The 21893-nt window shown below is 63.1% G+C and carries 18 protein-coding genes; 15 read left to right on the top strand and 3 right to left on the bottom strand.

Annotation, left to right across the window (positions count from 1 at the left end):
* The first annotated feature begins 35 nt into the window (after positions 1-35).
* Positions 36-1052 carry an MBL fold metallo-hydrolase gene (locus VHO05_RS16915; RefSeq protein ID WP_329647788.1) on the top strand — a complete coding sequence of 339 codons (1017 nt, stop codon included), beginning with the start codon at positions 36-38 and terminating at the stop codon, positions 1050-1052.
* An 84-nt stretch (positions 1053-1136) separates the two neighbouring features.
* Positions 1137-2045 (top strand): MBL fold metallo-hydrolase, encoded by a 909-nt coding sequence (locus tag VHO05_RS16910; RefSeq protein WP_329647787.1) that lies wholly within the window; start codon positions 1137-1139, stop codon positions 2043-2045.
* Here the strand turns inward: VHO05_RS16910 and VHO05_RS16905 are convergent.
* Positions 1978-2856: a DUF1499 domain-containing protein gene (locus tag VHO05_RS16905; protein ID WP_329647786.1), complete on the bottom strand. Its 879-nt coding sequence runs from the start codon at positions 2854-2856 to the stop codon at positions 1978-1980. The genes VHO05_RS16910 and VHO05_RS16905 overlap by 68 nt on opposite strands.
* A 106-nt stretch (positions 2857-2962) precedes the next feature.
* Here VHO05_RS16905 and VHO05_RS16900 point away from each other — a divergent pair, with 106 nt between their 5' ends.
* The 7 genes from VHO05_RS16900 to VHO05_RS16870 all read left to right on the top strand — a co-directional run bounded on the left by VHO05_RS16900 (position 2963) and on the right by VHO05_RS16870 (position 10014).
* The gene (locus VHO05_RS16900; RefSeq protein WP_329647785.1) at positions 2963-3883 is read left to right on the top strand and encodes a hypothetical protein; all 921 of its coding nucleotides are present in this window, start codon (positions 2963-2965) and stop codon (positions 3881-3883) included.
* 108 nt (positions 3884-3991) lie between these two features.
* Positions 3992-4963, top strand: coding sequence for a CHAD domain-containing protein (locus VHO05_RS16895; protein WP_329647784.1), 972 nt, complete (start codon positions 3992-3994; stop codon positions 4961-4963).
* 74 nt (positions 4964-5037) lie between these two features.
* Positions 5038-6096, top strand: a complete 1059-nt coding sequence (hemH, locus tag VHO05_RS16890) for a ferrochelatase (protein ID WP_329647783.1) — start codon at positions 5038-5040, stop codon at positions 6094-6096.
* Between the two features lie 172 nt (positions 6097-6268).
* A complete protein-coding gene (locus tag VHO05_RS16885; RefSeq protein ID WP_329647782.1) occupies positions 6269-7255 on the top strand; it encodes an SPFH domain-containing protein in 987 nt (328 codons plus the stop codon).
* Between the two features lie 78 nt (positions 7256-7333).
* Positions 7334-7807 (top strand): NfeD family protein, encoded by a 474-nt coding sequence (locus VHO05_RS16880; RefSeq protein WP_329647781.1) that lies wholly within the window; start codon positions 7334-7336, stop codon positions 7805-7807.
* A gap of 130 nt (positions 7808-7937) precedes the next feature.
* The gene (locus VHO05_RS16875; protein ID WP_329648191.1) at positions 7938-9593 is read left to right on the top strand and encodes an outer membrane beta-barrel protein; all 1656 of its coding nucleotides are present in this window, start codon (positions 7938-7940) and stop codon (positions 9591-9593) included.
* A gap of 139 nt (positions 9594-9732) precedes the next feature.
* A complete protein-coding gene (locus VHO05_RS16870) occupies positions 9733-10014 on the top strand; it encodes a hypothetical protein (RefSeq protein WP_329647780.1) in 282 nt (93 codons plus the stop codon).
* Between the two features lie 22 nt (positions 10015-10036).
* Here the strand turns inward: VHO05_RS16870 and VHO05_RS16865 are convergent, their stop codons facing one another.
* Positions 10037-13480 carry an acyl-[ACP]--phospholipid O-acyltransferase gene (locus VHO05_RS16865; protein ID WP_329647779.1) on the bottom strand — a complete coding sequence of 1148 codons (3444 nt, stop codon included), beginning with the start codon at positions 13478-13480 and terminating at the stop codon, positions 10037-10039.
* A gap of 401 nt (positions 13481-13881) precedes the next feature.
* Between VHO05_RS16865 and thiS the strand changes: the two genes are divergently transcribed.
* From thiS to VHO05_RS16840, 5 genes are all read left to right on the top strand, one after another.
* Positions 13882-14103 (top strand): sulfur carrier protein ThiS, encoded by a 222-nt coding sequence (thiS, locus tag VHO05_RS16860; protein ID WP_329647778.1) that lies wholly within the window; start codon positions 13882-13884, stop codon positions 14101-14103.
* A gap of 3 nt (positions 14104-14106) precedes the next feature.
* Entirely contained in the window at positions 14107-14964 is an 858-nt protein-coding gene (locus tag VHO05_RS16855; RefSeq protein ID WP_329647777.1) for a thiazole synthase, read from the top strand.
* 7 nt (positions 14965-14971) lie between these two features.
* Positions 14972-15592, top strand: coding sequence for a thiamine phosphate synthase (locus VHO05_RS16850; RefSeq protein ID WP_329647776.1), 621 nt, complete (start codon positions 14972-14974; stop codon positions 15590-15592).
* A gap of 190 nt (positions 15593-15782) precedes the next feature.
* Positions 15783-18236, top strand: coding sequence for an arylsulfatase (locus tag VHO05_RS16845; RefSeq protein WP_329647775.1), 2454 nt, complete (start codon positions 15783-15785; stop codon positions 18234-18236).
* Positions 18237-18281: 45 nt separating this feature from the next.
* Positions 18282-18635, top strand: coding sequence for a hypothetical protein (locus VHO05_RS16840; RefSeq protein ID WP_329647774.1), 354 nt, complete (start codon positions 18282-18284; stop codon positions 18633-18635).
* Positions 18636-18719: 84 nt separating this feature from the next.
* Here the strand turns inward: VHO05_RS16840 and purD are convergent, their stop codons facing one another.
* Positions 18720-20003 (bottom strand): phosphoribosylamine--glycine ligase, encoded by a 1284-nt coding sequence (gene purD, locus VHO05_RS16835; protein ID WP_329647773.1) that lies wholly within the window; start codon positions 20001-20003, stop codon positions 18720-18722.
* A gap of 102 nt (positions 20004-20105) precedes the next feature.
* Here purD and xseA point away from each other — a divergent pair, with 102 nt between their 5' ends.
* Positions 20106-21830, top strand: coding sequence for an exodeoxyribonuclease VII large subunit (gene xseA / locus VHO05_RS16830; RefSeq protein WP_329647772.1), 1725 nt, complete (start codon positions 20106-20108; stop codon positions 21828-21830).
* Positions 21831-21893 lie beyond the last annotated feature (63 nt).

The following is a 21893-nucleotide window of genomic DNA, read 5'->3' as shown; positions in this document are numbered from 1 at the left end:
TAAATCGCGCATAGCAATTCGGAGAGCCTACCTCAATGTTGATTTCGGATCATGGCGACAGCAGGAGGGCGGCACTAGACCGCCGGCAAATCCTGACTTCGGCCGCCGCCCTCGCGACGGCGCCACTGGCAATGCGCGGAGCGTCGGTTCCGGCGTATGCAGCCGCATCCAAACTCGGTCCGTGGCAGCCTAAACACTGGCGTTTCAAGCTCGGCAACTTCGAGATGACGACGATCGCCGACTCCGAAGTCTTCATCGACGGCCCCTATCCGATCATTGGCGCCAACGATGAAGAAGCCAACGTCCGGACCCTGATGCGCGACAATCTTCTGCCGGAGGGCAAGTATCAGCCGGGTTTTACTCCCACCATCATCAATACCGGCCGCGAGCTCGTGCTGTTCGACACCGGCAATGGCGAGAATGGCTTCGTGCCGCGCCCAAACGGGGGGTGGCTGGCTGCAGAACTCGCACCGGCAGGCTTTAAACGTGAAGACATCGATGTGGTCGTGCTCAGCCACGGCCATCCCGATCATGTCGGCGGCCTTATGGAGGGTGGCAAACCGCAGTTTCCCAATGCGCGCTACGTGATCGGCCAAATCGAGTACGACTTCTGGGCGCCCGAAGGAAAGCACACCGGCGAATTGGAGAAACTGGCGGCCGTGTTCCGCGCCAACACGAAATCCATCGCCGACCGCTTCACGTTCCTGAAGCCGGGTGACGATGTCGTGTCAGGCATCCGCGCCATCGAAGCCTACGGACACACGCCGGGACATCTGAACTTCCACATCGAAAGCGAAGGCCAGTCGATCTACTTCTGGGGCGATTGCGCCCATCACCAAGTGGCGTCCCTCACCCGGCCTGATTGGCACTGCGTGTTCGACGTCGACAAAGAGCAAGGCGCGGCCACGCGCAAGCGCGTCTTCGACATGCTGGCCGCGGAACGCATTCCGGTCATCGGCTATCACATGCCGTTCCCGTCGGTCGGCTATGTCGAACGCCAGAGCCCGACCGCCTATCGCTGGCTCGCGCATACCTACCAGCTGAACGGATAGCCTGAACCGCTCGTAAACTCTCTCGCGACGAGCGACCGGGCGCCACCTATGCGCAACGGCTGGGATCGACTAAGGTCCCGGCCGATGAGCCACGAACTGTCTTTCAAGACAACGATGAACTTCGCTTACGGCGAGCCTGCCCCCGTAAGCCCCGGCATTGTGCGCATCGTTGCCAACAATCCGAGCCCATTAACCTTCAAGGGCACGAACACGTATCTTGTCGGCATGACGGAGCTGGCCGTTATCGATCCTGGCCCGAACGACGAAGCCCATCTCGCTGCGATCCTAAAGGCAGCAGCCGGCCGGCCGATCCGACAGATCATCATCACACACGCCCATCGCGACCACGTGGATGGAGCGGCAGCTCTGAAAGCCGCCACGGATGCGCCGATCTATGGCTATGGGCGTGAGGATTTTGCCCCGGTCGGTCCAAGCACAAACCCGCAAGGCGCGGAGTTCATCGATTACGTGTTCATCCCCGACGTGAAGGTAACTCACGGCGAGCTGATCGAAGGCCCGGAGTGGCGGCTTGAAGCGCTCTATACTCCGGGCCACGCACCCGACCACCTCTGCTTCGCGCTCCTCGGACGGTCGACGCTCTTCTCAGGCGACCACGTCATGGCCTGGAATACGACACTCGTCGCGCCGCCCGAAGGCTCCATGTCGGACTATGTCGCCTCGCTACAGCTGTTGCTCGCGCGATCCGAAAATGTCTATTTGCCGGGCCACGGCGGACGCCTCGATGGGCCACAGCGAACCATTCGCGCCTATCTCCTTCATCGCCGCTGGCGCGAGGAGTCGATCCTGGAAGCCATACGCGGCGGCATCGGCACGATCCAATCCATCGTGCCTGTCATCTATCCGACGATCGACCAGAAGCTAACGAGTGCAGCCGCGCTCTCCGTCCAGGCCCACGTCGAGCATCTTATTGCTCGCGGACTCGTGATTTGCGACGGTTTTCCGACTTGGGACCGCCAGCTCTCTCCGGCTTAGCACCGCGCTTGGCACCCTCTTCTCGCGCATCCTCGGCGGTGGGCATCGTCGCATCGACTCGCGCCCGGATTTCTTTCATAAGCTCACGAACGCGCTCTGCATTCCGGCCCATGTCACTGTGGCCGAAGCGTGAGGCCGAACGGATGTCCACACGCGCGCTCTCCTCTCCGCCCGTGATGCGGATCGCCACGTCTTGATAGAGCCCCAGGATCAACGTGCGATCCACGGCCTCGATGATCCCAGGCGTTCCCTTCTCCAAATCAGGCGGGTCCTCGCGCTCGCGCTCCATCCTCAGCCGCTTCACGGCGTCGACCACCAGGGCATAAGCTTCCTCGCTCGAACGCGCGATGGTCATCGGCCGGATGTCGGAATAAGCCCGCATCTGTTCTTCGGCGAACGCACGATCATAGCCCACCGGATTGTCGCCCGGGCCGCGAAGCCGGGCGAGCGCTGCGAACGCGGGCGGATTGTCGAAGTCCGTGGTGATGTCACTCAGCAGCGGGTAATTGCGGACCCAGGCCAGGTAAAGGACGGGTGCCGCGAGAAGCACGAGGCTGAAGCACACCGCGAACAGAACGCGTGCCGTACCTGGCCGGCCGGTATTCCAAATGATGGCGGCAGCAATAACCGCGCTCAAAATGGCCAGCACGGCAACGCCCAGCGCCACGACGAGTAAATTGAACGCAACCGGCGTCGGCATGCCGAACAGCCGATGCAGGAACGCGGCAGCAACGATGAGGCCGAAGGAGAACAGCGCGGTGCGCGAGGCCCACCGGCTTGCAGATGGCTCTCTCTCGGGGACTGCGAGCATGGATCTCGAATGCCTTGCCAGTTAGGGGGACTCGTTCGAGGATAGCCCCAGAATCGGACGTGAATGTAGCGCCGCCGTCGCCGTTTGGCTTCTGAGGAGATGCCGCGTGCCCGTGACGCACACCCCAACCCGCAAGACACGACCGCACCGCTCGTCGGCCAAGATCCTGTGCTTAGCCCAAATCACCGCCTTGGTCACGGGGCTGGCGGCCGTCTCCGCCAAAGCGGAAGAACTCCACGCAACCCAAGCGAGCGGCTTGAAAATCGCCATCCTCGATCTCGCCGAAGTTCCGGACCTCGTGCCGTCACAGTCGGTGGAAACGCTACACACAGCTTGGCGCACGTCCTTCGGCTCCGAGCGACAGACCGAAAAACCAAAGCCGAGGATCGTAGCTGGCGAAGGCTCCCTGGCGGCGCTCGCCGGCATCGATGCGGTTCTGATCCAGGGCGTGAAGGCTGCCGCACCGCTTCGCCGCATCTTCCCGCCGCGCTCTTGGCGCCTGATTGTTTCGCGCCGGCTCATTTCCACCGACGTCTCAGATGGCGTCGCAACCAACACCGCCGCATTGCCACCCGCGACAGCCATTGCTGTAAGAGCCGACGAAAATCTCCGCGTGACGGCGCGCACGCTGGCCCTCCACCTCGCAGACACTGAACCGCCGCAGATCGCGTCCGGACCGCCGGCGGCAGCAACCGCGATCCGCCTCGTCGATCCACGTGGCCGCACGTTCTGGCTTGCATCGGTAGCGCTTCCGTCTGCCTGCAGTACCAACGCCCTTCCGTGCACTGCGCGCCAAAGTCTCGACCAATGGCGGAAAGCCCGCCGAGAAGACGGCGAAGCGACCCTCGTTGGCGGACGGACAATAAGCAGCCAGCCAGCCCCGCAAAAGGCCGACGTCCAGCCGCAAGCTTGCTCGGGCCACGGTTTTGATTCCGATCTCAAATGGAAACCGGTCACGCCTGGCGCAGCCGAGAATTCTCCAACGACGCCAAAAGGTTGCATCTCCATTGTGCAGCTCGACGACTGAGAGCTCAGTCAAAATATTTGCCAACCTTTCCAATTGGCCCCATGGCAAAGTGGATGCCACACCCGCTATAACCGCCAGAACCAGAACTGGCAGAGAGCGGACCGCCCTATGGCCTTCCGATTAAAGCTCGGCGAGCCGATCGAACAAGGCTTCCGCCGTATTGCCGTTGAGCAGATCGAGCGCGCACAAAGCCAGATCCGCGCCAAAAAAGATCCCGCCGCTGAAGTGCACGAAGCCCGCAAATGCATGAAGCGGATCCGGGCCCTCCTCCGGCTCGGACGAGAGGGATTGGGCGACGACGTATTCCGCGCCGAAAACGCGCGCTTTCGCTTGATCGGATTGGCCTTAGCGCCCGCGCGCGACGATCACGTCATGATCGAAACGATCGTCAAGCTTATGACGAGCGAAGAGGTCGGACACGCGACGCATGCATTGGCGCGTCTTAAAGCAGCCATCCTCGTCCAACGCGCACAAAATGCTATCTCCATCGGCACTGGCCTCGCCGAAACCGATACCGAGCTCGAGCGCGCCCTGCGCCGTGTTCGCCGTTGGCAGATCACGCCGGATTGCTTTTCGACACTCGAACGCGGGCTCGTACGCAATTATCGACGCGGCCTCGCGCGTCGCCAGCGGGCGTACCAAGAAAACACCGACGAAGCCTTTCACGACTGGCGCAAATCCGTTCAGGCCCTCTGGCGCCACATGTCGCTCGTATCGAAGGCGTGGCCCGCGCACTTCGACGCACACGTCGCGTTGGCTCGCGAGCTGTCGCAGATCCTCGGCGACGACCACGACCTGGCGATACTGAGGGAGAAAATGAGGGCGCTGCCACCGTCCGCCCTTTCCCTGGAAGACAGACAAGAAATCGAAAGCCTGCTAGAGACGCGCCAACAGGCCCTTCGGCTCGCCACCAAGCCGCGTGGGGACATGCTCTTCTCCGAACGTCCCAAGGCCCATGGCCGCAGGATTGCAACCGTGTGGAAAGCCGCGGTTGAAAGGGATCCGACCGACGATCTCGCAGAAGAACCCGAGGTCCAGAAGCGTCCAAGGGCCAAAACCGCAGCTCCGGCCCGCGGTTGAAACCGCACAGGATGCCATCCAGCAAGGCGTGCGCAACCCTTACGAGCAGCAGAGAATCGGGAGCCGACTTTAGAATGTTGAGGAAAGTGGAGGACACCTTCGAGCCGGATCGCAGCAACTGGCCGAAGAACCATCCCGATATCAAGTACGGACGTATCGGCGTGCTGCTGCTCAACCTCGGCACACCGGACGGCACCGACTACTGGTCCATGCGCCGCTACCTGAAGGAATTCCTCTCCGACGACCGCGTCATCGAGGAACCGAAGTGGAAGTGGTGGCCGATCCTCAACCTCATCATCCTCACGGTCCGTCCCGGCCGCAAAGGCCGCGACTACGCGACCATCTGGAACAACGAGCGCGACGAAGGCCCTCTCAAGACGATCAGCCGGTCACAATCGGAAAAGCTCAAGGACCGTCTCTCGGATCATCCGCAAGTCATCGTCGATTGGGCGATGCGCTATGCGAATCCCACGACCGAGAGCCGCATCAAGGCCCTTCAGGAGGCCGGCTGCGAGCGCGTCCTGCTCGTGCCACTCTATCCGCAATACGCCGCCGCAACGACGGCCACCGCCGCCGACCACGCGTTTCGTGCCCTTATGAAAATGCGTTGGCAGCCTGCAGTCCGAGTTGCACCCGCCTACCACGACGATCCGGTCTATATCGATCGCCTCGCCGCATCCATGACGCAGAGCCTCGCAAAGCTCGACTTCGAACCGGAGCGCATCATCGCCACGTTCCACGGCATGCCGGAGAAGTACTTCGCGAAGGGCGACCCCTATCACTGCCAATGCCAGAAGACCTCCCGCCTTCTGCGGGAAAAGCTCGGCTGGCCTGCCGACCGCTGGCTCACCACCTTCCAGTCGCGCTTCGGCAACGATCCGTGGCTCCAGCCCTACACCGACAAAACGGTCGAGCGTCTGGCGAGCGAAGGCGTGAAGCGTTTGGCCCTTGTAGCCCCCGGCTTTTCCGCCGACTGCCTGGAGACCCTGGAAGAGCTGGACGGCGAGAACCGCCACATTTTCGAGGCGGGAGGCGGCGAGAAGTTCGCCTATCTCCCCGCGCTCAATGACAGCCAGGCCGGAATCGACGTCATCGAGGCCGTCGTACGGCGCGAACTGTCCGGCTGGATCTGATTGTGCCGTCAACCTGACACCCTAAGGACTGTCAGTTCCCCCCGGCACTGCAATCAGTAAGCATCCCCTTAGATCGTCGCTGACTGCGCCTTCAAACATTCTTAGTTTGAGGGCAAGAAAGCAGTGCTCTGATAGATTCGAACGGATCGTTCGTCGGGAAAGGACTTTAGGAATGTTTGGCGGCTTCGAGCTCTTCGGCCTTCTCTTGATCGTGCTGGCGGCAGCGGTGCTGTGGTCGACCGTGAAAGTCGTGCCGCAGGGTTTCAACTACACGGTCGAGAGCTTCGGCCGCTTCACGCGCACGCTTATGCCGGGTCTCCACTTTCTCGTCCCGATCGTCGAGCGCGTCGGCCATCACGTAAACGTCAAGGAACAGGTGATCGACATCCCGAGCCAGGATGTCATTACGCGTGACAACGCCATGGTGCGCGTCGACGGCGTCGCCTTCTTCCAGGTGCTGAACGCGGCAAAGTCGGCCTATGAGGTGGACAACCTCGAGCACGCCATCGTCAACCTGACCATGACCAACATCCGCACCGTCATGGGCTCGATGGATCTCGACGAGCTGCTCTCCAACCGCGACAAGATCAATGCGCAGCTCCTGCACGTTGTCGATGCCGCGACGGAATCCTGGGGCGTCAAGGTCACCCGCATCGAGATCAAGGACATCGCGCCCCCGCGCGATCTCATCGACAGCATGGCCCGCCAGATGAAGGCCGAGCGCGAGAAGCGCGCCCAGATCCTGGAGAGCGAGGGTCTCCGCCAGGCTGCCATTCTCAAGGCCGAAGGCGAAAAGCAGGCTGTCGTGCTGGAAGCCGAAGGCCGCCGCGAAGCCGCCTTCAAGGATGCCGAAGCCCGCGAGCGTGCCGCGGAAGCCGAAGCCAAGGCTACCTCCCTCGTCTCCGACGCCATCGCGTCCGGCAACGTCCAGGCCATCAACTACTTTGTCGCCAACAACTACATGAAGGCGCTCGAAGCCCTGGCCAAGGCGCCGAACCAGAAGGTGATCATGATGCCGCTCGAAGCGTCGTCCATCATCGGCTCGCTCGGCGGGTTGGCGCAGATCACAAGCGAAGCATTCGGCGGAGCGTCGTCACCTCAGGCTCCCGCGACGCCCCCGGCAGGCCGCACGACGAGCGTCCCCTCGTCACGCTCGTAAACTGGTTCGCCAATCTCAAATCCGGTATGATCGAGCTGCTTGGTCATACCGGACACCTCATGAAACGCGGTGATCCCAATGTCCGCCCTCTCTGATCTCATCGCCAGCCTCGGCACCTGGAACTGGTTCATTGCCGGTGTCGCGCTGATGGCGCTGGAAACACTCGTTCCCGGCGTACATTTCCTGTGGTTCGGCCTGTCAGCCGCAGTCGTTGGCGTGCTCGTGTTCCTGCTCACCGCGGTGGGTCTAGGGGAAGCCCTGAGCTTCCCTTGGCAACTCGTGCTGTTCGCGGTGATCTCGGTCGCAACGGTTTTCTGGGTTCGCCGCTTTACGAACGCCCAGAACGTCGAGAGTGAGGACAAGGACCTCAACCAGCGCAGCGCGCAGTACTTCGGCCAGATCGTAACCGTTGAAGACGACATCACCGGCGGTCGCGGCCGAGTACGTGTCGGCGACACGCTCTGGATGGCTACCGGCGACGACGCTCCCAAAGGAACACGCGTGCGCATCACCGGCGCCAACGGCACGGTTTTCAGGGTCGAGCCCGTCTGAGGGCTTATTTAAGGCCTCGTTAACCGCCGCTCCCTACTGTCGAATCCACAGGTTTGCCGGGCTCTCGCAGTCCGGCTTTTTCAGTGTGCGTCGCGTGCGGTTCGATCCACATGAGGGCGCCACTTTGACAGTGGTCTGGCGGCTTGGCTTGATCCTGTTCGGCTTCGCGGCGGCAACGCTCGTGGCAGCCGTCCTGCACGCGCCATCAGCCAACGCCCAAGACTACCCATCGGCTACGCCCAGGGCCGGAAGCCGTTCCATCGCCGCCACCACGAGCGACCCTGCCACCGCCTTCGAAACCCCTCCGCGGCGTCTGCGCGGCGCCATCGAAGATTCGGACGCCGTGGATATCGACCCGGGCGAGCCCCAGACAACCGAGGATGACGCCTCCGGAACCCCGCCCCAGGATGACCGCGCAAGCCCGCAAGACGGTGGCGCCGTCGACGGAGACATTTCGGCCGACGGTGCATCAGACGACGGCATCATTGATATCAGCGAGCCGGTCGCCCCCGAGGACGGAGGCGACCCTCTCCGCGATGCACGCCCTCCGGAAGACCGGGACGTCTTCGACAATCCCCCTGCTGGCCCGGATCCCCTGCTGTTCCAGATCGAGGACATCGACGATACCGTTCGCACCGATCGCCGTCCGGCGCGCCTGGCCTTCTTCGAGCCATACGATCCAATCGGCATTCGTATCGGTAGCTTCGTCTTCTTTCCGGAAGCCGAGATCGGCGGCCTCTGGACCAACAACGTCCTGAGCTCTCCGGACGCGCGCTCCGACATCGCAGCATCGATCAACACCACGGCGCGCCTCGTCTCCAATTGGTCGCGGCATGCCGTCGAGCTCAAGGGCACCACCGTCTCAAGCTTCTATGACGAGTTCCCGTCGGAGGATGACCGCGCCTGGGCGGTCGAAGCGCGCGGCCGCCTCGACATTTCGAGCCGCACGAACATCCAGGGCCTCGCGAGCCACAGCTACAGCCAGGAAGATCGCTCCGCGATCGACGCCAACCTCATTGGTCCACGCGCAAACGTGACGGTTGATGTGGCGGAGCTGGCCCTGAACCATCGCTTCAACCGCCTCTCCGTCCGCTTGAGAGGATCGGTCGCGGACAGCACCTATTCAGAAACCGACGACATCAGCAACGCCGACCGCGATACGGTCGAAACGCAGCAGGCTGTTCGCGCCGCATGGGAGTTCAAGCCCACGCTCTCGGTTTACGCTGAGCAGGAGTTCAATCAACGCGATAAGGCGGCGGTTCTGCCGCCGGATGGCATCCCGCGCGATTCAGAAGGAACACGCACACGCGTAGGCTTGGATTTCGGATCGACGGGCGCCATTCTGCGCGGCACCATCAGCGTAGGCTATGGCCGCCAGACACCCAACGACAAACGCCTGCAACCCGTCGACGCGTTCCTCTTCGACGCCAACCTCGCCTGGCGTCCAACCGAAATCACATCGTTTCTGCTGACGGCCCAGAGCGATATCGACGACACGACCACTCAAGACTCAGGCGGCGTCATTGCTCACACGGTCGGACTCGAGGGACGGCACGCGCTGCGCCGCTTCCTAATCGCGTCCGCGGGCTTGATCTACACGTTCAACGACTACGACCACACGCCCGTCACGGAGAGCACGCTCACCTCGTTCGCCGGGATCGAGTACTACGCGAGCCCCGAGCTGGTCCTGTTTGCGCGCTATCAGCATCTCGATTTTGCCTCACACGACCTCGATGGTGACTACGAGATCGATGAGGTTCGAGTCGGCGCTCGGATCAGAAAGTAGCTTGTCCGAAGCTTTCTTATACTCAGCGCGAGCGTTGCGCCGCTGGCGAGGCGCAGTAGCATGGTCATCAGTCTGATTCGCCTTGAGAATTGAACGTATGTCGCAGCCAGAACGCAGCTTTGAACGCAGGGAGTCCGCCATGTCTGATCGCACGCAGTTCGCCGTGGGCCGCCATAAGGTTGCAATGCCGCGGCCTATGAAGCGCTCGCTTCAGGTCGTGACTGCCGCGCTGCTGACGGCTGGTGTCGTGCTGTTCGTCATGATGCTCAATGGGTTCCTCGTCGGCCGCGGCGGCTCGCTCGGCGGCATCGATGTCTGGCTCGCGTTCATCAAGCGCAGCGATATCATCGGCACCATCATCCTGACGGCGCTGGTAACGACAGCGTTCCTTTATTGGCAGCGCGACAAGGAGCGCCGCTAGAACGGCGCTCGGAAGCCGCCCTTCACACCGACGGACCGACTATAGGTTCCGGGACCAGCGCCTCGGCCTTCCGGGGCGCTGAGGCCATGCGGTCCTTGGCGAGCGCGAGCGAGGCAACGTAATCGGGCTTGCCGCTTCCGAGCAGTGGCACGCTCGGCACGATCAGGATGTCCGCCGGAACCATCAGCTCGTTCGCACCCTTCTGCCGTGCGAACCGCGCGAACGCATCCCGCGTCGCTTTCGTGTCCGTCGTCATCAGCACCAAGCGCTCGCCCTTGCGCGCGTCCGGCAACGCGACGACGACACTCGTGACGGTCGGCCACAGTTCCGTCGCCAGTGCTTCCACCGCAGACAGCGAGACCATTTCGCCCGCGATCTTTGCGAACCGTTTCGCGCGGCCCTTGATGGTAATGAACCCCTGGTCGTCGATGGCGACGATATCGCCCGTGTCGTGCCAGCCGTCCGCGGGCGGCTCCAGAACGCCTGGATTCTCCACACGCATGTAGCCGAGCATCACGTTCGGCCCACGCACATAGAGCCGTCCCGCGCCCTCGATGCCCGGAACCGGCTCGAGGCGCGCCTCCATGAGCGGCGACAGACGCCCAACCGTACCGGCCTTGTTGGCGAGCGGCGTATTGATTGCCAGCACAGGTGCGGTCTCGGTAACGCCGTAGCCTTCGAGGATACGGACACCGAACTTCTCCATGTAGATCTGCCGCGTCCGCTCTTTGACCGCTTCTGCCCCGGCGAGAATGAGCCGCACGCGCGCAAAATCGTAGGGATGCGCACAACGCGCATAGCCGTTGAGGAACGTATCCGTACCGAACAGGATCGTCGCATTGGAGCCGTAAACGAGCTCCGGCACGATGCGGTAGTGCAGCGGCGTCGGATAGAGATAAACGGGCACGCCCGCGACCAGAGGCATGACCAGTCCAGCCGTGAGGCCAAAGGAATGGAACACGGGCAGCACGTTGAAAACCTTGTCCTGACCGTTGACGGCCACGCGCGTCAGGCTCTGCATCGCATTCGCGAGCATGTTCCGGTGCGAGAGCACGACGCCCTTGGGTAGGCCTTCGGAACCTGACGTAAACAAGATCGCAGCCGGATCGTTCGGTGCCCGTGCGACCTGTGCACGGCTCCCGACAAGAAGCCCCCGCAGCTTGTCCGCGAGCCTAATCGACGCCTTCACGTCTTCGAGATAGACGACCTTGCGCTTCTCCGAGAGCTTATCCACCACCGCTTCGAGATGCGCTTTCTCCACGAACACGCGACTCGTAAGGACGACGTCGACGTTGGCGGCCGTGCACGCCGCCTCGATGTTTTGCGGGCCGGCCGTAAAGTTCAGCATCGCCGGCACACGTCCGATGGTCTGCAGCGCAAAGAAGCACACGGCCACACCGGCCGAGTTCGGCAGCATGACGCCGACGGCCGCACCCTCAGGCGCGAGCGGAGCGAGCTTCGTCCCCAGAACCTGCGCGCCGAGAATGAGTTTGCCGTAGCTGAGCTTCGTCCCCAGCGGATCTTCGATGGCAGGTTTGCCCGTATCGCGGGTCGCCTTGGCCTCGACGAGAGCCGAGAAAAGCGTCTGATCGAGATTGGCGGTTTTAACCGCCGCCTCGACCATAACATCCTGCAGCGCCATGCCCGCAGCCTGTCGCCGCGCCTTGCCCTTGAGCCCTTCGGAAACGGCGAGCTTGAGGGGCGGAAGAATGGTCACTGTCGTCTTCGGAAACAGCGCCTTCTTGCACTGGAAGCGATTGAGGTATCCGAAGTAGCTGCGCTCCGGCCCGTCGATGCGCACGGGTACGATCACGGCATCCGCCTTGTCCGCGATCATCGCTGTACCGTCGTAGACCTTCATCAGACCGCCAGTCACGGTGAGACGGCCTTCGGGGAAGATCACGAGCGTTTCGCCGCCCTTCACCGCCTGGATCAGATGGCGCGTGCCCAGCGGTTTGGTCGGATCGATGGAATGTGCTTTCACGACTTTGAGGAACGGCTTGATCCAGCTCTTCTGCGCCATGCCCGTGTCGATCGCGAACGCCGCATGGGACGGCAGGATCGAATGCATGATCGGCGCGTCGAGCAGGCTCACGTGGTTGGGCGCAATGATCGCGCGCGTCCCGGCGGGCGGCAAGTTTTCATAGCCCTTCACTTCGAGGCCCATGAACGTTTTGAATAGGAACGCACCGACGTCCTGAATACCTTCCTTGCCCCAGGCCCGAAGGATCAGCACCATAACGGCAATGTTCGCCGCGCCGAGTACGGCGAGAAGCAGCGCCAGGCCCGCGCCGGCCCACTGCAGCAGCGCGATCCCGAGACTAGCGACCGTCATAAACAACGCCGAGAGCACGTTGCACGCGCCAATAGTCCGCGCGCGCTCCGTTTCTGGTGCCCACAGCTGCACCGCCGCAAAGGCCGGCACGATGAAAAAGCCGCCGGCGATGGCAAGCCCCGCGAGGTCGAGCAGGATGTGCCACCCCGTGAGCCGGCTGAGGAGCGCGCCGACGGTCACCACATCGGCCGATTTTTGTAGCGTCGATGCCGTCAGCGCCAGATCGAGCGCGAAGCAGCCCATAAGCAGGGCGCCGATCGGCACGAGCGCGAGGTTGGGGCGCGTCTTGCTCGCCCGGGCGGCAATGGCCGACCCGATTGCGATACCGATCGTGAACACGACCAGAGCGAGGATCGTAACGCTCTCGCCTCCACCCATGGCGTCCTTGATCAGCACCGGCAGAAGCGACAGCACGACTGTGCCGACAAGCCAGAACCAGGACGTGATAAGGCCGCCGACCCACAGCCGCCGGTCACTGCGCAAATGCTGGATCAACGCGACGGTCGACGTCCACGGATTGAAATCGATGGTAAGACCCGGCGCGGCAGCGCCCATCTTCGGGATCAAGGAGGCCGAGAACCAGCACAACACTGCAAGACCCACGACCAGCCCGGCGAGAACCCAAACGCCGTTTGTATCCGACGCGGCCATCCCTCCGCCAATCGTGCCGAACAGAATGGCGGCGAATGTCGCGCTCTCGACGAAGGCGTTTCCGGCCGGTAGCTCGCGCGGCGCGAGCAGCGCCGGCAGGATGCCGTACTTGATAGGCCCGAACAACGCGGCGATGACGCCATAGCAGAAAAGCGCGGCGAACAGCACCGGGATCGAGTTCAGGATGAAGCCCACCGCTGCAATAAGCGCCACGGGAATCTCGGCGCGCTTGAGCTTCTCCGCCACCACGGCCTTGTCGTAGCGGTCGGCCAGCTCGCCGCCGATTCCGGAAAGGATGAAGAATGGCGCCACCAACACGGCGCCAGCCAGCGCCACGAGGGCGCCACCCTGATCCGACGCCGCCTTGAACAGGATCAGGATCACGAGCGCGTTCTTGACGAAATTGTCGTTCAACGCCGACAGGAACTGACACCAGAAGAGTGGTGCGAACCGGCGGCTCGTAATCAGCGCTTGGAACATCGGAAACGGATCCTCGGACAAGCGGCCCGGAGAAGGCCATCCTGGAAAGAAAACAAGCCGGAGGCCTAGGGCCGGATCATGGTCAAACGGCGGCTGTTTATAGGGGACGATAGGAAGCTCTCGGCATGTGGTAAACGCCGCCGAAGCCAAAAAAGCAAGCGATCCGAGTTGCATGAGCGAGCATGCCTGCGCTCGCCCGGTTTCAGCCGGTAAAAAATCACTGCTCCCAATACGCATAGATCCGCCAATTGACACCCGGGCGCCACGGGAGTCATGTCTTCGGCACGGAACCACCTGCGGACCAGAGATGCAGAAAGCAACAGATTGCCGTCTAGCATGAGCGCCCGCAAACCCTTACCTCAGGGGACGCGTCCCTAGAGCCGAAGGCACGACAACAACACATGACCACGAGCACGACCAGCCTTCTTCAGATTGCCGTCAATGGCGCCGCGCTTGCGACAGCCGCAGAGACGCTGGCCGATCTTGTCGTGGAGCAGGGCTTCGGCGGCACCAAGGTTGCGACTGCCGTAAACGGCGAATTCGTCGCCGAGCGCTTGCGTGCGTCGACCAAGCTTATGAGCGCCGACCGCATCGAGATCCTGTCCGTCCGTCAAGGCGGCTGAGCCATGAACCAGAACGAGCCCTTCAAAGCCCTTTCCAAGGCCGCCGCGCCTTCCGCTCTGTCGCTCTACGGCGTCACCGTGTCGTCACGTCTGCTCCTCGGTACGGCGCTCTATCCGTCGCCGCAGGTCATGACCGAAGCCATCCGCGCTGCGCGAGCGGGCATCGTGACCGTATCGCTGCGCCGCGAGCAGGCGCGCGGCCGCACCGGTGCGCGCTTCCTCGACCTCATTCGTGCTCTTCCCGTCCACCTGCTGCCCAACACGGCAGGCTGCCGCACGGCCAAGGAAGCGATCACCACCGCCGAGATGGCGCGCGAGCTTCTGGAAACAGACTGGATCAAGCTCGAGGTGATCGCCAACGACGACACGCTCCAGCCCGACCTCTTCGGCCTCGTCGAAGCAGCGACCGAGCTCAACAAGCGCGGCTTCAAGGTCTTCCCGTACACGACCGAAGATCTCTCCGCTGCCGAGCGCCTCGTCGCCGCTGGATGCCGCGTGCTGATGCCCTGGGGCTCGCCGATCGGCACCGGGCGCGGCCTCGCCAACCCGCAGGCTCTGAAAACGCTGCGCGCTTATTTCCCGGATTTACCGCTCGTCGTCGACGCAGGGATCGGGGCGCCCTCGCACGCCGCGGCTGCCATGGAAATGGGCTACGACGCCATCCTCCTCAACACGGCCGTCGCAAAGGCTCACGACCCCGTCCGCATGGCCGCGGCTTTCGCCGACGCAATCGAAGCGGGCCGCACCGCATTCGAAGCCGGCCTCATCGAGCCAAGCGACCGCGCGAGCCCCTCCACGCCCGTGGTCGGCACACCCTTCTTCGATTTCGAGCCGCCGAAGCCCGGCGGCCATCGCGCGTGAGGCTGCGATGATCGCGACGAGCGCCCCCGACGTCTTTTATCCTATCGTTCCCGGCGCGGCCTGGGTGGCGCGTCTCGTTCCGCTCGGCGTGCGCACGATCCAACTCCGCATCAAGGACAAGCCGGCCGGCGAAGTCCGCGAGGAAATCGCGGCCGCGCTCGACGCTACGCGCGCCTCGCGCTGTCGCCTGATCGTCAACGACTATTGGCAGGCCGCCATCGATCTCGGCGCAACCGATCTGCACCTCGGCCAGGAAGACCTGGCGGGTGCAGATCTCGCTGCAATCAAGTGCGCCGGGATCACCCTCGGCGTCTCGACGCATGACGACGAGGAACTGGAGATCGCACTGCGCGCTGACCCGGCTTACGTCGCCTTGGGCCCCATCTACGAAACCAAACTCAAGGCTATGAAATGGGCACCGCAAGGCCTTGAGCGGATCGGCGAATGGAAGCGCCGCATCGGCGAACGTCCCCTTGTCGCCATCGGCGGCATCACGCCGGAGCGCGCCGGCCCTATCCTCGCCGCCGGCGCCGATAGCGTTGCCGTCATCACCGATTTCATGACCTCCCCGCATCCCGAAGCCCGCGTGCGCCTCTGGCTCGACTGGGCCGCAACCGTGCGCACGTAGTCACCCTACGATGTCGCCGGCTCCGACCGGTGCGGATATCTGGACAGGTGCTGATGTCTACGAACATTGCTGACTTTAGTTGAGTATCGCCTGATGAGCATCAGCGTAGGTAGCTGACGATCAGCTTCGGGAGTTTTTGGGGGCTAAGAGGGAGAGAGGTCGAAAGGAAGCAAACGCCGGAGTTCGCGTCATGAAAACGACCGCACTGGCCTTGTCTGTCTCCATCATTGCTCTGTCCGTGCTTACCGACACACGAGCAACAGCCCAGCAGATCACGGGCGAGCCCGGCTCCCCCGGCGCCACCACAACCATCACCGGCAAACAGCTCCCGCCCCCCGATCCAAATTTCGGCGGCGTGATCGAGGAGAAGGCCTCCCAGTCAAAGCCGTGGTGGCCACCACGCGTCGTGCCGCCCAAGGGTGCGCCCAACGTGCTTTTGATCATGACGGACGATCAAGGGTTCGGCGCACCGAGTACATTCGGAGGCGTGATCCCCACGCCGACGATGGATCGCATCGCCCGCAATGGACTTCGCTTCACGAATTTTCATTCAACGTCGCTGTGCTCGCCCTCGCGCGCGGCCATCATTACCGGCCGCAACCATCATTCTTCCGGCTATGGCGTCGTCGGCGAAATCGCGACGGGCTTCCCTGGCTACGACACGATCATCAAAAAGGATGCCGGCACCATCGGCCGCATTCTGAGGGACAACGGCTACGCCACCTCGTGGTTCGGAAAAAACCACAACGTACCCTTCTTCCAGAACAGCCAAGCCGGGCCTTTCGAGCAGTGGCCGAACGGGCTGGGCTTCGAGTACTTTTATGGTTTCGTCGACGGCGATGCCAGCCAGTGGCAACCGAACCTCTATCGCAATACGACCGCCATCTTCCCCTTCCGCGACAATCCAAGTTGGAACCTCGAGACGGCGATGGCGGACGAGGCCATCCAGTACATCAAACAGAACAAGGAACTCGCGCCCGCAAAGCCCTGGCTCGTCTATTACGTTCCGGGCGCCACCCATGCGCCGCATCATCCCACGCCCGAGTGGATCAAAAAAATCGGCGACATGCACCTCTTCGACGAGGGCTGGAACAAGCTGCGCGAGCGCATCTTCGCCAATCAGAAGCGTCTCGGCATCATGCCCGAAAATGCCCAGCTCACGCCGTGGTCGAAGGGACTGCCGGAATGGGATTCCCTTAGCTGGGACGAGAAGAAGCTCTTCATCAGGCAGGCCGACGTGTATGGGGCCTACCTCGCCTACGCCGACCATGAGATCGGCCGCGTCATTCAGGCGGTCGAGGACCAGGGCGAGCTCGACAACACGTTGATTATCTACATCGGTGGCGACAACGGCGCGAGCGCCGAAGGCATGATCAACGGGACCCCGAACGAGTTCACGACCTTCAACGGCATCGCCGTGCCGGTCAAAGATCAATTCCTCTGGTACCCGTTCTGGGGCTCGGAACGCACATTCCCGCACTTCGCGGCAGGCTGGGCCTGGGCGATGGACACGCCCTTCAAGTGGGTCAAGCAGGTGGCGTCTCATTTCGGCGGAACAGCCCAAGGCGTCGCCATCTCCTGGCCCGGGCACATCGACGATAGCGGCGGCATCCGCCGCCAGTTCCATCACCTCATCGACATCGTGCCGACCATCCTCGAAGCGTCAGGCGTCGCGGCGCCAGACATGATCGACGGCATCAAGCAGCGGCCCATCGAGGGTGTGAGCATGGCCTACACATTCAAGAAGGCCAATGCCGACGCGCCGACGACGCACACCACGCAGTACTTTGAGATGCTCGGCAATCGCGCGATCTATCACGACGATTGGGTCGCGTGCACGACGCCGGCAACGCTACCATGGGAGCTTTCAACCGCCACGCCGCCGGACGTCATCACCGGTTACAGTTGGGAGCTTTACAACGTGAACGAGGACCCGACGCAATCCAATGACTTGGCCGGCAAGATGCCTGAGAAGCTCAAGGAGTTGCAGGACGTCTTCTACGCAGAGGCGAAAAAGTACAATGTGCTGCCTCTCGACAACTCGACGCTCGCGCGCTGGAACACGCCACGCCCGAGCCTCACGGCAGGACGAAATGAATTCACCTATTCGGGCACATTAAGCGGAGTGCCAGGCAGCACCGCACCAAGCATCCTGAACAAGCCCTACACCATCACGGCCGAGGTCGAGATCCCCGATGGCGGTGCCGAAGGTATGATCGTCACCCAGGGTGGCCGCTTCGGCGGCTACGGCCTGTTCCTCAGCAAGGGAGAGTTCGGAGTCGGGCGCGGCAAGGTCGTGTTCCTCTACAATCTACTCGACCTCAAGCGCACCGTCTGGGAGGGACCCGAGCTGGAGCCCGGCAAGCACACCATCGTCTTCGACTACAAGCCCGATAGTCCCGGTCTCGGCAAAGGCGGCACGGGAGTGCTCTCCGTCGACGGCAAGGAGGCCGCCAGAAATTCCATGGAGCACTCCACGCCGGTCACGTTCGCGGAGGACGAAACCTTCGACATCGGCGAGGACACGCGCACCGGAGTCGCGATGTTGGAATATCGCTATGACGTTCCATTCAAGTTCACCGGGAAGATCGACAAGCTGACCTTTAAGCTCGGGCCGGAACAACACACGGACGCAAGTCCCTAGCTCTGGTTCGAGTACGACTCCATATTCGTGCGTGGACATCGTGCGATGAAGAAGGCACTCGTTTTTGCGGCAATCGCTGAGTCCGTGACAGGAGTGGCCCTGCTGCTCGCTCCGTCTCTCGTGGGACATGTGTTGCTCGGCGACGAACTCGCCGGGATTGCAGTCGCTGTCGCACGCGTCGCCGGCATCGCTCTGATTGGACTAGGAGTCGCCTGCTGGCCGGGGCCGCCGATCGTTGGCATGTTGATCTATAGTGCCGCCGTCGCACTCTACCTTGCTTACCTCGGGATCACCGGGGGCATGACCGGCATCCTCTTATGGCCAGCCGTCGGCATTCATTTCGTCCTCGCGCTACTGCTCGCTAGGGAAATGCAGCCGGAAACTCCTCGAAAACCTTGAACAGCGTTGAAAGCCCCGAAGCGAGCGTTCGCGATTTGCGCGTTTCGCTCGATTGTTATCCGCGATGCACGAAATCAGCGCCTATCACCCGCCCGCCTTTTCCCGCAGCACCGCGCGCCAGCCGATATCGCTGCGGCAGAAGCCGCCGGGCCAATCGATTTTCGCTATCGCATGATAGGCGCGCTCCTGTGCCTCACCGACCGTCGCGCCCAGCGCCGTGACGTTCAGGACGCGACCGCCATCCGCAAGCAAGCGATCCCCGTCACGCCGCGTTCCGGCGTGAAAGATCTGAACGCCAGCAAGAGAGCGCGCCACATCGAGGCCGCGGATCTCGGTCCCTTTCTCCGGCGTGCCGGGATACCCCTTCGCCGCCAGCACCACCGTCAACGCCGCATCGTCGCGCCAGGTAACCGAGGCGCGATCAAGCGTCCCCTCCGCCGTTGCCAGCATCGCTGCGAGCAAATCCGATGTCAGGCGCATCATCAGCACCTGCGTCTCCGGATCGCCGAAGCGCACGTTGTATTCGATGAGCTTCGGCCCATCCTTCGTGATCATGAGGCCTGCGAACAGCACACCCTTGAACGGAGTTCCGCGCGCCGCCATCGCCGCGACGGTCGGGCGGATAATCTCGTCCATGGTTCGCGAGACAAGTTGAGGCGTCATCACCGGCGCGGGTGAATAGGCCCCCATGCCGCCCGTGTTCGGGCCGGTGTCGTCGTCGCCAACGCGCTTGTGATCCTGCGCCGTCGCCAGAGCAAGCGCGGTTGTGCCGTCGCAAAGCGCGAAGAAGCTCGCCTCTTCGCCCTCCAGGAACTCCTCGATGACCACTTCCGCACCAGCCGCCCCGAACGCGCCGGCGAAACACGCATCGACCGCGGCTTCGGCTTCGGCGCGTGTCGTCGCCACAACCACGCCCTTGCCCGCCGCAAGCCCATCCGCCTTGACAACGATCGGCACAGGTTGGGCCGCAAGATACGCAGTGGCCGACGCGGCATCCTTGAAGCGCCCATAAGCGCCCGTCGGAATGTTGGCCTCGCGGCAGAGATCCTTGGTGAAACCCTTCGAGCCTTCGAGCTGGCTCGCGGCCTGCGACGGCCCGAAGTGCTTGATGCCAGCGGCTGCGAGCGCATCGCTCAATCCGCCCACGAGCGGAGCCTCGGGTCCGATGACGACGAATGCGATGGACTTGTCGGCAACGAACCGTTGCACCGCCCCATGGTCGGCCACATTGAGCGCCACGCACTCCGCAAGCTCGGCAATGCCGGCGTTCCCCGGAGCCGCATAGAGCTTGGTCAGCAGCGGGCTCGCGGACAGAGCCCAGGCCAGCGCGTGCTCGCGCCCGCCACCGCCGATCAGAAGAACGTTCATGTTGTCAAAGCCCTAGCGGTGGATTGTATATCGACCAAGCGGATTGTTTTTCGCACACCGTGTATCATCTATCGCTCTTGAAACAAGCGAGGACCGATTCTTTTGACCAGCCCCCCGTCTCCTGCCGGAAATGTCGCAGAATTTACGGTCTCCGAGCTCTCGAACGCGGTCAAACGCGCGCTCGAGGAGGGATTCGGCCACGTCCGGCTACGCGGCGAGGTGTCTGGCTACCGCGGCCCCCACGCCTCCGGCCATTGCTATTTTTCGCTCAAGGACGACAAGGCGAAGATCGACGCCGTGATCTGGCGCGGCAGTTGGAACCGCCTGCGGATCAAGCCCGAAGAGGGTATGGAGGTCATCGCCACCGGCAAGATCTCGTCCTTCCCCGGCTCATCGAAGTATCAGATCGTCATCGAATCTTTGGAGCCTGCCGGCCTCGGCGCGCTCATGGCGCAGCTCGAGGAGCGCAAGCGCCGCTTCGCGGCCGAAGGTCTGTTCGCAGAAGAGCGCAAACGCCCCCTGCCTTTCCTGCCCAAGGTCGTCGGTATCGTCACAAGCCCGACCGGCGCCGTGATCCGCGACATGCTCCACGGATTCCAGGAACGCTTTCCGACGCGCGTCATCGTCTGGCCGGTTCGCGTGCAGGGCGATGGCAGCGCGGCGGAAGTCGCGAACGCCATTCGCGGCTTCAACGCAATTGCACCCGGCGGCGCCATCCCGCGCCCGGACGTCCTCATCGTCGCCCGTGGCGGCGGCAGCCTGGAAGACCTCTGGGGCTTCAACGATGAAGCCGTCGTCCGCGCCGTGGCGGCGAGCACCATTCCCGTCATCTCCGCGGTCGGCCATGAGACCGACTGGACGTTGATCGACCTCGTCGCCGACGCACGCGCGCCGACGCCGACAAAAGCCGCCGAATGGGCCGTTCCCAAGCATTCCGACCTGCTGCAGGAAACCGGCAAGCTGGGCTTGCGCCTCGGCGTCGCCGTCCGCCGCCTCCTGGAAGCGTTGCGGCGCGATCTGCGCTCGGCGGTGCGCGGCTTGCCACGCGCCGAAGATCTGGCCGCGCTCCCGCGCCAGCGCCTGGACAGCGTTGCCCATCGGCTTGATGGCGCGCTGCGCACACGGGTCCAGCGTTGCCACACGCGCTTCTTCCAGATAGCAGGACGGCTGCCGAGCCCACGCTCGCTCGTCGTTCACCATCGCCAGCGCACCGACGCAACCGCGATGCGCCTCGGCCGGGCCCTATCCGCCAACACACAAGCCCATCATACGCGCCACGTTCGCATCACCTCACGTCTCCATCCGCGATTGCTGGAGAACCGCCTGACGCGCGCAGCCGATCGCTTGGACGGCCTCGAGCGTCGCGCCCGCGACTGTCTCGGAAAGATCGCATCCGTGCGTCGCGCACGCCTTCAGCATGCGGCTGGCCGCCTGCGGCCCGCACCGATCCGCCTCCGCGTTGAGCGATACGGCGAGCGCCTCGAAACACTCGAGCGGCGTATGGCCCGCGCCTTCGCCGGGCAAATTACGCAACGCCGCCAAGTCTTGGACGGACAGGCCAAGCTTTTGGGGTCACTCGGCTACCACAGCGTCCTGGCGCGCGGATTTGCCCTGGTGCGCAGTGCTGACGGTGCCATGGTGCGCTCCGCCCAATCCGTAACCATCGGTCAGGGGCTGGACATCGAGTTCGCCGATGGCCGTATCCAGGCTGAAGCACAGGGGAAATCCGAGCCCGTCAAAAAGGAGACGTCCGGGAAGCCTTCTCAACCGAAATCCACGGCACCTGCGTCCAAACGCGCCGTTAAGGACCAGGGCTCCCTTTTCTGATAACAATTTCACGCGGCCGTGCCTTGACGCCGCCCCGCCAAACAGCGATGTCAACGGGGTGGG

The organism is Hyphomicrobium sp., assembly GCF_036262015.1.
In the GTDB taxonomy this organism is placed as follows: domain Bacteria; phylum Pseudomonadota; class Alphaproteobacteria; order Rhizobiales; family Hyphomicrobiaceae; genus Hyphomicrobium_C.
This window is presented reverse-complemented; position numbering and strand designations above follow the sequence as displayed.

Excerpts from the sequence above, each read along its gene's own strand:
- VHO05_RS16915 (WP_329647788.1), top strand. The coding sequence starts at position 36 with ATGTTGATTTCGGATCATGGCGACAGCAGGAGGGCGGCACTAGACCGC.
- VHO05_RS16910 (WP_329647787.1), top strand. The coding sequence starts at position 1,137 with ATGAGCCACGAACTGTCTTTCAAGACAACGATGAACTTCGCTTACGGC.
- VHO05_RS16905 (WP_329647786.1), bottom strand. The coding sequence starts at position 2,856 with ATGCTCGCAGTCCCCGAGAGAGAGCCATCTGCAAGCCGGTGGGCCTCG.
- VHO05_RS16895 (WP_329647784.1), top strand. The coding sequence starts at position 3,992 with ATGGCCTTCCGATTAAAGCTCGGCGAGCCGATCGAACAAGGCTTCCGC.
- hemH (WP_329647783.1), top strand. The coding sequence starts at position 5,038 with ATGTTGAGGAAAGTGGAGGACACCTTCGAGCCGGATCGCAGCAACTGG.
- VHO05_RS16885 (WP_329647782.1), top strand. The coding sequence starts at position 6,269 with ATGTTTGGCGGCTTCGAGCTCTTCGGCCTTCTCTTGATCGTGCTGGCG.
- VHO05_RS16880 (WP_329647781.1), top strand. The coding sequence starts at position 7,334 with ATGTCCGCCCTCTCTGATCTCATCGCCAGCCTCGGCACCTGGAACTGG.
- VHO05_RS16870 (WP_329647780.1), top strand. The coding sequence starts at position 9,733 with ATGTCTGATCGCACGCAGTTCGCCGTGGGCCGCCATAAGGTTGCAATG.
- VHO05_RS16865 (WP_329647779.1), bottom strand. The coding sequence starts at position 13,480 with ATGTTCCAAGCGCTGATTACGAGCCGCCGGTTCGCACCACTCTTCTGG.
- thiS (WP_329647778.1), top strand. The coding sequence starts at position 13,882 with ATGACCACGAGCACGACCAGCCTTCTTCAGATTGCCGTCAATGGCGCC.
- VHO05_RS16855 (WP_329647777.1), top strand. The coding sequence starts at position 14,107 with ATGAACCAGAACGAGCCCTTCAAAGCCCTTTCCAAGGCCGCCGCGCCT.
- VHO05_RS16850 (WP_329647776.1), top strand. The coding sequence starts at position 14,972 with ATGATCGCGACGAGCGCCCCCGACGTCTTTTATCCTATCGTTCCCGGC.
- VHO05_RS16845 (WP_329647775.1), top strand. The coding sequence starts at position 15,783 with ATGAAAACGACCGCACTGGCCTTGTCTGTCTCCATCATTGCTCTGTCC.
- VHO05_RS16840 (WP_329647774.1), top strand. The coding sequence starts at position 18,282 with ATGAAGAAGGCACTCGTTTTTGCGGCAATCGCTGAGTCCGTGACAGGA.
- purD (WP_329647773.1), bottom strand. The coding sequence starts at position 20,003 with ATGAACGTTCTTCTGATCGGCGGTGGCGGGCGCGAGCACGCGCTGGCC.